This window comes from Cohnella mopanensis, assembly GCF_022352055.1.
Lineage (GTDB): Bacteria > Bacillota > Bacilli > Paenibacillales > Paenibacillaceae > Cohnella > Cohnella mopanensis.
This window is the reverse complement of record NZ_JAKRWM010000001.1, coordinates 436905-448454: the sequence shown is the minus strand read 5'-3', so window position 1 is coordinate 448454 and position 11550 is coordinate 436905. Positions and strand designations below refer to the sequence as shown.

15 protein-coding genes are annotated in these 11550 nt (G+C 50.1%); 1 reads left to right on the top strand and 14 read right to left on the bottom strand.

Features of this window, described 5'->3' with window-relative positions; translation table 11 throughout:
- Positions 1 to 133 precede the first annotated feature (133 nt).
- From spoIVA to L3D05_RS02020, 6 genes are all read right to left on the bottom strand, one after another.
- Positions 134 to 1612: a stage IV sporulation protein A gene (gene spoIVA / locus L3D05_RS02045; RefSeq protein WP_239614138.1), complete on the bottom strand. Its 1479-nt coding sequence runs from the start codon at positions 1610 to 1612 to the stop codon at positions 134 to 136.
- Positions 1613 to 1933: 321 nt separating this feature from the next.
- Positions 1934 to 2665, bottom strand: coding sequence for a YphF family lipoprotein (locus L3D05_RS02040; RefSeq protein ID WP_239614136.1), 732 nt, complete (start codon positions 2663 to 2665; stop codon positions 1934 to 1936).
- Between the two features lie 26 nt (positions 2666 to 2691).
- Positions 2692 to 3051, bottom strand: coding sequence for a 2Fe-2S iron-sulfur cluster-binding protein (locus L3D05_RS02035; RefSeq protein WP_239614134.1), 360 nt, complete (start codon positions 3049 to 3051; stop codon positions 2692 to 2694).
- Positions 3048 to 3653, bottom strand: a complete 606-nt coding sequence (locus L3D05_RS02030; protein ID WP_239614132.1) for a nucleotidyltransferase domain-containing protein — start codon at positions 3651 to 3653, stop codon at positions 3048 to 3050. Before L3D05_RS02030 ends, L3D05_RS02035 begins: the two co-directional genes overlap by 4 nt.
- A 49-nt stretch (positions 3654 to 3702) precedes the next feature.
- Entirely contained in the window at positions 3703 to 3996 is a 294-nt protein-coding gene (locus L3D05_RS02025) for a 2Fe-2S iron-sulfur cluster-binding protein (protein ID WP_239614130.1), read from the bottom strand.
- Positions 3997 to 4020: 24 nt separating this feature from the next.
- Positions 4021 to 4236, bottom strand: coding sequence for a DUF2768 family protein (locus L3D05_RS02020; protein WP_239614128.1), 216 nt, complete (start codon positions 4234 to 4236; stop codon positions 4021 to 4023).
- Positions 4237 to 4421: 185 nt separating this feature from the next.
- Between L3D05_RS02020 and L3D05_RS02015 the strand changes: the two genes are divergently transcribed.
- A complete protein-coding gene (locus tag L3D05_RS02015) occupies positions 4422 to 4898 on the top strand; it encodes an inorganic phosphate transporter (protein WP_239614127.1) in 477 nt (158 codons plus the stop codon).
- Positions 4899 to 4955: 57 nt separating this feature from the next.
- On the opposite strand, the gene L3D05_RS02010 is transcribed toward L3D05_RS02015, so the two are convergent.
- The 8 genes from L3D05_RS02010 to rpsA form a co-directional block, all read right to left on the bottom strand.
- Positions 4956 to 5228: a stage VI sporulation protein F gene (locus L3D05_RS02010; protein WP_239614125.1), complete on the bottom strand. Its 273-nt coding sequence runs from the start codon at positions 5226 to 5228 to the stop codon at positions 4956 to 4958.
- 73 nt (positions 5229 to 5301) lie between these two features.
- The gene (locus L3D05_RS02005) at positions 5302 to 6351 is read right to left on the bottom strand and encodes an NAD(P)H-dependent glycerol-3-phosphate dehydrogenase (RefSeq protein ID WP_239614123.1); all 1050 of its coding nucleotides are present in this window, start codon (positions 6349 to 6351) and stop codon (positions 5302 to 5304) included.
- Positions 6341 to 6958, bottom strand: coding sequence for a glycerol-3-phosphate 1-O-acyltransferase PlsY (plsY, locus tag L3D05_RS02000; protein WP_239614121.1), 618 nt, complete (start codon positions 6956 to 6958; stop codon positions 6341 to 6343). Before plsY ends, L3D05_RS02005 begins: the two co-directional genes overlap by 11 nt.
- 11 nt (positions 6959 to 6969) lie before the next feature.
- Positions 6970 to 8292: a ribosome biogenesis GTPase Der gene (gene der, locus L3D05_RS01995; RefSeq protein WP_239614120.1), complete on the bottom strand. Its 1323-nt coding sequence runs from the start codon at positions 8290 to 8292 to the stop codon at positions 6970 to 6972.
- Positions 8293 to 8413: 121 nt separating this feature from the next.
- Positions 8414 to 8593, bottom strand: a complete 180-nt coding sequence (locus L3D05_RS01990; protein ID WP_239614118.1) for a capping complex subunit for YIEGIA — start codon at positions 8591 to 8593, stop codon at positions 8414 to 8416.
- The gene (locus tag L3D05_RS01985) at positions 8586 to 9443 is read right to left on the bottom strand and encodes a YIEGIA family protein (protein WP_239614738.1); all 858 of its coding nucleotides are present in this window, start codon (positions 9441 to 9443) and stop codon (positions 8586 to 8588) included. Before L3D05_RS01985 ends, L3D05_RS01990 begins: the two co-directional genes overlap by 8 nt.
- Positions 9444 to 9505: 62 nt before the next feature.
- The gene (locus L3D05_RS01980) at positions 9506 to 10135 is read right to left on the bottom strand and encodes a hypothetical protein (protein ID WP_239614116.1); all 630 of its coding nucleotides are present in this window, start codon (positions 10133 to 10135) and stop codon (positions 9506 to 9508) included.
- 176 nt (positions 10136 to 10311) lie between these two features.
- Positions 10312 to 11535: a 30S ribosomal protein S1 gene (gene rpsA, locus L3D05_RS01975; RefSeq protein ID WP_239614115.1), complete on the bottom strand. Its 1224-nt coding sequence runs from the start codon at positions 11533 to 11535 to the stop codon at positions 10312 to 10314.
- Positions 11536 to 11550: the final 15 nt, after the last annotated feature.

Sequence of the window (11550 nt, the reverse complement as noted above, 5' to 3'; positions counted from 1 at the left end):
GACATCGCGTAAATGCTTACATTTCCTTCTGGCTCATTCAATTTTTCTCAAGCTCTCCGCGAACGTCGAAAAAAGCGCCAAGCGCATTAGCGGCAATCCCATTCCGCTAGCGCTTGGCGCTTCTTATATTTCGTTACAAGATAATAGCGATTAATCCGCCCGAGCCTTCGTTAATAATCCGTCCAAGCGTTTCCTGCAGCTTGTAACGGGCATTGTCCGGCATCATCGCAATTTTGCCTTGAATGCCTTCCCTGACGATCGAATGCAAGGAGCGCCCGAAAATATCGGATTCCCAAATCTTGATCGGATCTTTCTCGAAATCCTGCATCAGATAACGAACGAGCTCCTCGCTCTGCTTCTCCGTACCGATGATCGGAGCAAATTCGGATTCGACGTCAACCCGGATCATATGAATCGATGGAGCAGTCGCTTTCAGCCTCACGCCGAAACGAGAGCCTTGGCGAATGAGCTCTGGTTCGTCGAGCACCATCTCCGCAAGCGACGGAGCTGCGATACCGTACCCCGTCGTCTTCACCATCTCAAGCGCTTCCGCGAATCGGTCGTACTCCCGTTTCGCATGGGAAAACTCCTGCATGAGTTGGAGAAGATGATCCTTGCCGCGTATCTCGGTTCCGACCACTTCCATCAGAATTTTATCGTACAGCTCGTCGGGAGCGTACAAATCGATTTCCGCGACCCCTTGACCCATATTCATCCCGCTGAGACCGGCGCGAGCCACGAAATCGTATTCCATGAATTGCGCGACTACCCGCTCGACATCGCGCAGACGGCGAATGTCCTTGACGGTTTCGCGCACGGAATTCTCGTAGCTTGAACGGAGCCAGTGGCCTTCATTAAGTACCATTACCCAGCTTGGGAGATTAACGTTCACTTCATGTACGGGGAACTCATACAGCACTTCGCGAAGGACGCCGATGACTTCCTCTTCTCCCATCGTTGCAGCGCTTACCGCCATGACGGGAATATCGTATTTGATCGCCAGCTCATTGCGAAGAGCTTGAGCTTCTTCGCTCTTGGGCCGTGCGGAGTTCACGATCAATACGAACGGTTTGCCGACTTCTTTTAATTCGTTAACGACCCGTTCCTCAGCATCAATGTAAGAGCTGCGCGGGATTTCTGCGATCGAACCGTCCGTCGTGACGACTACGCCAAGCGTTGAATGCTCTTGAATGACTTTACGCGTACCGATCTCGGCAGCTTCCTGGAACGGGATCGGATCCTCGAACCAAGGCGTCGTGATCATACGCGGGCCACCCTCGTCTTCGAAGCCTTTCGCCCCATCGACGGTATATCCGACGCAATCCACAAGCCGTACGTTAACTTCCAGCCCTTCCGCTACCTTTAGTTGAACCGCATTATTCGGTACGAACTTGGGCTCGGTCGTCATAATCGTCCGGCCTGCGGCGCTTTGCGGCAGTTCGTCAATCGCGCGGACCCTGTCCGCTTCATGCGCAATATTAGGAAGTACAACGGTTTCCATAAACCGTTTAATAAAGGTCGATTTGCCCGTACGGACGGCACCCACGACCCCGAGGTAGATATCACCGCCGGTGCGTTCGGCAATATCTTTGAAAATGTCCACTTTTTCCACTGAGATTCCCTCCCATCGTAATCGCGAAACTTTCGTGACCCGCCTTCAGGGCGGAACTCGTACACGAACTTGGACTGGTAACATTGTATGTGCAAACGTCACAATTATGACGCTAACCGCACAAAATGTTTGCCCTGCCGACTTACGCCCGCCAGCGCCCCTGTTGTTTCCCCCATGAGCATATGAAAGAAGAGAGAGACGTATGTCTACTCCTTTAATCTTTTTCGTTAAAAATAATGCTAGACTCCGCGCAAACAAAAAAACCGCATCCCCTGAAGGTCGATAAGACCCGGGTATACGGCATTTAACTGTTTAATGGGTTCAATCGTTAACGGCGCGGGGTTCCCCCTCCATCCAATGATAAACCGGGGAACGAACCGGAACGTAATAAGAAGCATCGACGAGCACTTTCCTTAAATCTTCATTCGGTTGGGGCTCCGTTTGTGCCTTTTTCACGGCAGTCGCAATATCGATGCCATAATCGACGTATGCTTGTCCTTGATCGTTCACGAGGAAGTTCAAGGTTTGCCGGGAATACATACTTTGAATGTTAGGAGCTTTCATCCCTAACTCCTTGAAGTTGATTACGGAAAACCCAGGATACAGCTCGTCGCCCTTCGGAATACGATCACCATGGCTTGAACGATATTCGTCCACCTTCTTCTGAACATCGTTAACCGTTTGGAACACCACCAGATCAAGCAGCTTAACTTTCGGATCCGTTTCTTCGTCAATGATCAGAAACTGATAGGAACCGCCATTCTCGAAGGCGGCTGCCGGAATTTGGGCTATATACCCCATTCGCTTGAGTTTCCCAAGATCCACTTTATATTTTTCGTAGACGGGTACGGATTCTTTGGCATTCTGGATCGGCAACAGCGAGGTTTGCGACTGATAACGCTCGGTCGCATCCTGGACTGTTAATACCGCTTCCCTTGCCGAAGCTTGTCCGCCCGGCGTCTGGTCTTCCGGATACAAGCACCCGGTCAACGATAAGATCATTATGCTCAGCAGCCCCAAAGTAAGGGCTCTAGGAAGTTGACGCAGCTTCATGAATAGTCCTCCTGTAACTCTCTGATTCACTTAAACCAATCCTCATCTTCCTGCTGTTCGGCCAACTTTTTGCGAATGGCCGCTTTTAGCGGGTCTTCCGGCACCGTAACCGTAACATCGCCTTTAACCCGCGCTTGGCAGGAAAGTCGAACTCCTTCGGAGAGCATGGAGCCAAGCTTACGCGTTTCGGCTAATGTCGGGGGCTGGAGAAACCCCTTCTGGTCTTCCGCAACATTCACTTTGCACATAAGGCAACCCGCAACGCCACCGCAGCGTGTTCTTATGGCAACCCCGGCACGTCGGGAAGCGTCTAGTAGCGTCGTCCCGGATCTGACCGATACCGATCTGTCATCCGGAAGAAAGGTGATCTTAATTGAATTTGTCATAGCGACTCCTTCGGAGAGAACGCCTTGTTTACGCCCGCTAATCTCAAGGCCTCTTCAGCAATGGCATTCGTTATTGTATTCCGGCCAAGAAGCTGCTGAAGCAAGGGCAAATGTCTCTGCGGATCGTGGGAAATGAGACCGCCCGCGACGATCGCTCTGTCTTGACGCTCCCTAAGCAAATTAAAAATGAGTTCATGGCCAAGCGGAACTATGGGGACTTCGTACCCCTCTACCTCGACTCTATCACTGTAAGGATATAAGAAATCGCTCACTTCGGTCGTATACATACTATGCAAAGCCGATACCCGAAAGCTCCCGACCAACTCGACCATCGAATCGGAGATGCTATAATGCGACAGCGTAGAATGATATCTTTCCGTTGTATTCTCCTGCGGTCCATCGATTGCATAGGCATCCAATTTCTTATGAATGGACATCACGTCATCGTTATCCACGTAGATATCCAGATCTCGAGGCGCACGATCCAATCGGGCTCCCCTAAGCGCTAGCCCTGTACTTCCTCCGACTACCCAACGCGCATCGCAATTGTCGAGCGTTGCCGCAATACGGGCAAGTGCGGACATCGGCCAATCTCTTCGCATAAGGGCCACTTCCATTCTGTAAGCGAAAATTCAATAAGACTCAGTAATGTTAGAAATAAGTTTTGTTCGTTGCTTTAATATCCCCGTCTTTAAAGACAATAGCCTGGCAGCCCAGCCGATAACCCGCGTCCAGCTCATCCGGTCCTAGCCGATCCCATTCGGCATCGCTGACTTCCGACAACAAATGCGCTCCCTCATGGATCAAACATCTGCATTTCGCGCAAGTCCCTCTAGAGCAATTGAACTGCCAATCTATCGAAGTCCCTTGGGCGAGCTGCAGTAAGCTTTGGCCGATTCCGGTATCGACGCTTTTGGTGAGGGTTCGTCCAGTTAAAGTAATCAAGCAAATGCCCTCCGTATCCGTAATTTACACTAGAGATAATAGTCCGCAGATCATTCCATAAATAAGCATAACAATAGCAACTAAAGTCAGAACGAGTCGAACCCATCCTTTGGTCTTGCTTCTTGCGTATGTAATAATAAGTGCCGCTAGCACCATTAAACCGATCCCGATCATGGAAACCCACATTTTGCTCATCGGATCCAGCTTGGCAGCCGCGAATAATTGCGACATCATGTACATCTATGTCATCCTCCGTCTCGTAGACTGACTCAAATGCATAACATTATACCATTCACAGCTTGTTATGACAAAAATACACCGTAATCATCATTCTAAAAAACATCTATCGAATAAAGGAGGAAAATATCGGAAAATGTAGAATATTACTTCTTGGAAGTTTTTACTACATAGAAATGGGTGATCAATTGGAAACGCAACAAAATCTCGAAGCCGAGTTAATCCCGGTGAATCAACAGCAACAACCCGCTTCAATGGCCTTAATCGTAGGGGGGGCAATCGTGTCCGCTCTTGCAGGAGCAGTCGTCTGGGCGCTGATTGCTTATTACGGAAATTATGAATTAGGCATTCTTGCATCAGGGGTAGGAGCTTTAGTCGGTATTGCCGTAGCGTTCTTGGCCAAGAAAAACATTACGCAATCCCATCAAATCATTGCAGTTATATTTGCTCTTGCAGGCGTAATCGCCGGTAAGTACATCACTTTCTATCTTGTGAAACAAGACATCATCGAAGAGTTGGACAAGCTCGGCATGTCCGATTTGCTTAATAATTCCGAATATGCAATCCGCTTTAGCGATGCTTTCGATGCCATGGATATCCTATGGATCGTACTCGCGGTCGCAGCGGCTTGGACAATCCCGCTAAGATTCGCGCAACGCCCATAAATCGCCAAAGAAAGATGCCCTCCCTTGGCTGAAACAGCCGAAGAGGGGCATCTTTTCTCATTTCTTGATCATCATTTTGACCAGCGACTCCAGACTGTTCAAGTTCATGCCGCTTTTCTTGACCGCGCTAACGATTTCTCTCACCGTTTCTTCGGATACGGGAACGTTGGCCATTGCCGATACTTGCTTGATCAAAGCTTTAATCTGCGCTTCGCTTTGCAACGTACCTGCATTGACGTTGCTGGCAATTTTTTTGATCGAGTTTTCGGAAATGTTTTTTCCTGCTTTTTTGTTCACGGCGCCAAGAAGATCCTTAGGAAACTTATCCATGCTTCCCCTCCTCCGGATGTTTGCATTGCATCCTATGAGAAGAAAGGCTGAAGCGTGTGGGCTAGTTTATTGTTTAGCCTTTAAGCCATTTATTCTGGAACGTGGAGGCGACTTCCTCGATCTCATGCGTACGTACCCGTCCCATGAGAGCGCCGACGGCTTTCTCCGGTGACTTCCCTTCGAACAGGACGGCATATAACTGATCCGTGATGGGCATCTCAACGTTATGCTTGCCCGCAAGCACATGAGCCGCTTTCGTCGTCCTCACGCCCTCTACGACCATGCCCATCCGCTCCAGCACCTCTTCAAGCGGCAAACCTTGCGCGAGCATGGATCCCGCTCTCCAATTCCGGCTATGCTGGCTCGTGCAAGTCACGATCAAATCTCCTACGCCGGCGAGACCGGCGAACGTTAATGAATTTGCCCCCATCGCCGCGCCTAGACGGGCGATTTCGGTTAAGCCTCGCGTAATCAACGCGGCTTTGGCATTGTCCCCGAAGCCGAGACCATCCGACAACCCCGCACCAAGCGCAATAATATTTTTGATTGCGCCTGCCGTTTCAACCCCGATAAGATCGGGATTCGTGTATACCCGGAAATAAGACTCGTTCATGAACAAATCCTGGGCCGCCTCGGCGCATGCGATTTCCTTGGAGGCGACAACGATCGTCGTCGGATGACGATCAATGACTTCTTCTGCGTGGCTAGGTCCGGACAAGACGACAACGCGATCTTCAGGCCGACCAAGCTCCTCCGAGAGAACCGTGGACATCCGCTTAAGGCTGTCGCTTTCGAATCCCTTAGTGGCATGAATGACCAAAGCGTCATTATGTAAATAACGAGCCGCTTGACGGGCGACATCCCTCATCGCCGATGATGGGGCAACAAACAATACGGCATCGGCTCGAGTCACCGCATCGGCCATCACCGTCGTTGCTTTAATGCCTTCCGGCAACTTCGCGCCCGGCAGGAACTTCTCGTTGGTTCGCTGATGATTGATTTCATTCGCTTGCATTTCATTACGCGTCCAGAGCGTTACCGCATGACCATTATCAGCCAACACTCGGGATAAAGCCGTTCCCCAGCTTCCCGCAACTAGAACCGCAATTTTCTTATACTCCATGTGGTTCACCCTTCTTACCGCTACCGAGCTTATTCTCCGTACCGTTCATCAGCTTCACGATATTTTTGCGATGACGCACGACCGCTAATACTGCTACGACCAAGGCTCCCCAAATGTACGGCGCTTCCAGATCGAAAAAGTAGAACAAGATCGGGAGGCACACGGCGAAGATCATAGAGCCGAGAGATACGTATCGCGTAATGACGATAATAAGAATAGCCAGGATTCCCGCGATTAGCGTCGGCAAGAAAGCCCATACGATCAAAGCCCCAACCGTCGATGCGATTCCTTTACCGCCTTTGAAGCGGAAGTAGATCGGCCAGTTATGGCCCCCGATAACCGCAAGCCCACAAATAACCGGTACCCAGTCGTTGTTCTGCCCGATCCATAGGCCAATTAATACGGCTGCGGATCCCTTAGCTATATCGAGTAAGAAAACCGCAATCGCCGGACCTTTGCCAAGCACCCGAAGCGTATTCGTTGCTCCTGCATTTCCGCTCCCATGATCCCGAATATCAATTTTACGAAGCCAACGCGCAAATAAAATGCTGAAGGAAATCGAACCTAACAAATAGCTTATGACAATCGCGATGATCGAATTCAACACTCCGGCTCCCCCTATTCTTGATCCGCTTTCTTACGGGTGAACAATCTAAGCGGAGTTCCTTCGAATGCGAAAGCCGCGCGTATTTTGTTCTCCAAATAACGCTCGTAAGAAAAATGCATCAATTCGGGGTCGTTCACGAAAATAAGCAACGTTGGCGGCTTAACCGCAACTTGCGTCACGTAATTGATTCGCAGTCTGCGCCCTTTGTCCGTCGGCGGAGGATTAATCGCTACCGCATCCGAAATAATGTCGTTAAGGACATTGGTCGGAATTCTCAGTGCATGCTGCTCCGCGACATGGTTAACGACCGGGAACAGCTTCGTTAGACGATGTTTCGTCAAAGCCGACAAGAATACGACCGGCGCGTAGGTCATGAACAGGAAATGATCGCGAATCGTATTCGTAAAATGCTGCATCGTCTTATCATTTTTCTCGACGACATCCCATTTATTGACGACGAAGATCGCGGCTTTCCCGTTCTCATGGGCATAACCGGCGATATGTTTGTCCTGGTCGATAATTCCTTCTTCGCCGTTAATCACGACGAGTACGACGTCTGCCCGCTCAATCGCTTGCATCGCTCTCATGACGCTGTATTTTTCCGTTGTTTCGTATACTTTGCCTCTTTTGCGCATACCCGCAGTATCGATTAAGACATACTTTTGACCGTCCTTCTCGAAAGGCGTATCGATCGCGTCGCGAGTCGTACCGGCAATATTGCTTACGATAACGCGCTCTTCGCCAAGAATAGCGTTCACGAGCGACGATTTGCCCACGTTAGGACGCCCGATTAAAGCGACTTTGATGACGTCGTCATTGTACTCTTGGTCTTCTTTAACGGGTAGCTTGTTTACTGCCGCGTCAAGCAAATCTCCGATACCCATTCCGTGCGAACCGGACATAGGCACGGGATCGCCGAACCCGAGCGAGTAAAACTCGTAAATATCGTCCATGCGCTGCAAATTATCCACCTTGTTTACCCCAAGCACGATAGGCTTCTGAGAGCGGAATAACATTTGCGCCACTTCTTCGTCCGCATTCGTGACACCTGCCTTGGCGTCCACCATGAATATAATGACATCGGCTTCTTCAATCGCAAGTTCCGCTTGCGTTCGAACCGAACGGAGTAAGCTATCTTCCCCGTCGATCTCGATGCCGCCTGTATCGATTACGCTAAAAGAAATTCCGTTCCATTCACCGGTACCATAAATCCGATCGCGAGTAACGCCCGGCTTGTCTTCGACAATCGCGAGCCTGTCGCCGATGATCCGGTTAAAAATCGTGGATTTACCCACATTGGGTCTTCCAACGATGGCAATTATAGGTCGTGCCATATATCCCACTCCTCAACATTTCAAACAGCTTTGCCCCCACAAGGATGGGCTCGTCAAAACACTCACAACTTTCATCATATCAAAATTTGCGCGGCTTGGCTAACGATTATTGCCAAACCGTTTAATGCCTATCGACGATAATGAATAAATCCTCGTTCATCTCATGCGCGGCGGAATCCAAAATTTTCTCCAGCAGATGGGCCAATCTCTGCAGCTGTTCCCGACTAGACGCGTAAAAAATGGGCGAGCCGCCGCCTACGTTACCATGGTCGGTCGTGACGATTCCTACGATTCTAGCCACTTTGCTTCGCCCCTTCCGTACTTTTGCGATTCGCTTTCGTCGGCGTTCGAACAGCTGCCTCTAGAAGCGGCACGTTACATACCGATTGGTAAGCTTTATCAATATCCTTCTCTCGCGGGAGAACAAGCAGACCCAGTTTTCCAGTCCGCAAACCCAACTTTCCTATTGGCAACAATGCCGGATCGCCATCGTCGCGGTATACGCCCAGCCTGGTGGAAACATCATGAAGAATAGCTTGCCGCTGACCGAGATTAGCGATCGTGACTTTGGCATCGTCACTCTTGGGCGTCAATATAAACCCAATCCCTTGTTCTTTGATCACATCCCTGTTCTCGTCCAAACCCACGTTCATCATGTAGATGTCGCCAACATAAAGATCCGGGCCGTCCAATTTTATCGGAACCATCTCTATGTCGGCAATATGCGTGATCTTCTTCCCTTTCATAAAATAATGGGCAAGTATTAAAGCGAACACTCCGGCAATCAATCCTCCCCACCATCCGATCCACATCGCGAAAAGGCTTGACAGGAAGGCAGTAATAATAGCCAAATAGTTTCTCCCCTCGAATACGACGGCAATTCCCTCTATATAAGCGGCTCCCCTAGGGACGAGTTCAAGATGATCGATCGCGGTTAACGTGTTCCGCTCCATATTTCGAACTTCGCGAAATTGCTGGGCAGCGAGCGATAGAAAAGTAATTGCCGTATAGTCTTTGTTATATAAGGCTGGAACGGCGACTGATCCCAAGGCGCCAGCGATTAGACCTAACGCAAGATGGATGATCTTGCCATGAGGATAAGCCGGATATTGCCTATAATCGCTGCGAAGCATGAATATTCTTGCCGCCATCCCGAACGCCGATCCTATGATGACGCATGTAATGTCTTTATGGGCATGAAACCAATCGAGAATCACCAACGTTCTCCCCCCCTTTTCTGACCCATTTTGAAATTCCATTTTCTTCTAAGGTTCACCGCCGATCGCGCGGCTAATGTCCATAACCTCGAGCACAGTACCGCGATCCACCAGCTTTCGATCCACTGCGTAGCCTTCATCTCGAGTAATGAGCCAGAGGTCATCTGGAGATAAGCGTAAATTCCCATACTTAACACCAGACCCGTAGAGATAGCTAGCACCTGCTCTGAAACATTACGAACGATTACTGCTGATAACATGCCAATAACGATCGCCGCGCCCCAAGGATCGAGATAAGACAACATCCCAGATGGGGTATGAGCCAGCCGGCTTATGACCACGTAAATAGAGCCCACCAAGAAGCCCGCCGAGATGACCGTCCATCTTCTTGAAGGCCGCATGCGCCATGCCAATAATAATCCTGCCAGAAATGTCCATATCCAGGCACCGTTTATCGTGATTTGAGGAGTAAACCCAATGTTAGCCAACCAAGCAAAAGGCCATACGGCCAGGAACGCCCCAACAGCCCAATGCGGGATGTTCTCCGTCGTTTCCTCTCTCCACCCGCTCCACCATAATATTGTCGTCATTAGCCACAGGAACACAGCGCCAATTGCAGCCGGCATTGGCTCACCTCCCTAAGATTAGTATGCGCCTGTCGGCGACAGAATAAGCCGCGCCATTAGGTTCAAATTCCCCGAACGGTACGGCTTATGATCGACTATTACTGGTAGGCTTACAGCGTCCGGGGTGAACTAAACGCAAAAAAACCCGCCACAAGGGCGGGTTCTTCCAAGTTTGTTTACTTGAATTTGCTCAGCTTATCGCCGAATCTTTCACCAAGGTTGAAGCTCATGTTCTCTACCGGAGGCAGATTCGTTTCTTCTCTTGGAGCACGAGGCGCACGCGGTTCGCGTTGCTCGCGTTCTGGGCGGGCAGGCGCTTCTTCCGTTTCTTTAATGGAAAGGGAGATGCGTTTCTCTGCCGGGTTGAAGTCAAGAACTTTAGCTTGAACTTCTTGGCCTTCTTTCAACACTTCGAAAGGCGTCGCAACATGACGATGCGCGATTTGCGAAATGTGAACGAGACCTTCTACGCCAGGAGCGATTTCAACGAATGCTCCGAAAGCGACAAGACGTTTCACGACGCCGGTAACGATATCGCCGACGTTGAATTGTCCGTTTGCCGAGTCCCAAGGACCTGGTTGAGCCGCTTTGATGCTGAGGGAGATTTTGCCAAGGGAAGGATCGACTTTCAGAACCTTCACGTTAACGCTTTGGCCTTCGGACACGACATCACCAGGATGGGCAACGTGTTGCCAAGCCATCTCGGAAACATGAACGAGACCGTCGATGCCGCCGATATCTACGAATGCGCCGAATGGCGTCAATCTTTGGATTTTGCCTTCAAGCACTTGACCTACTTGCAAGGAGCTCATGATTTGTTGCTTCTGAGCTTCGTATTCCGCATCCAGCACGTCTTTAGCGGAAAGAATGACCTTGTTGTTCTCACGGTCGATTTCTTTCACTTTTACTTTTAACGTACGGCCTTTGTACGAGCTGAAGTCCTCGACGAAATGACGCTCAACCATAGAAGCCGGAATAAATCCGCGAACGCCAACATCCGCCACTAGACCGCCTTTAACGACGTCAGTGATGGCCACTTCGAACGCTTCGCCGCTTTCGAATTTTGCTTGCAGTTCATCCCAAGCGCGCGGGCTGTCGATCTGGCGTTTGGAGAGGACGAGCGATTCTTTAGCATCGTTGATGCTAACGATTTTCGCTTCGACTTCTTGGCCGATTTGCACAGCTGCAGCAGCGTTCTCCAAGTTAACGGAAGAAAGCTCGCGTAGCGGGATGACACCGTCGTATTTATATCCAAGGCTGACATACGCTTGGTTATCCTCGATTTTGACTACCGTACCTTTCACGGTGTCCCCTTTCTTCAAGGTTACGAGATTTTCCAGTGCATCTTGGCTAACCGATTCTGCGGCTGCCGTTTCCTGGACGTTGATTTCTTCAGACATGAAAATTACCTCCTC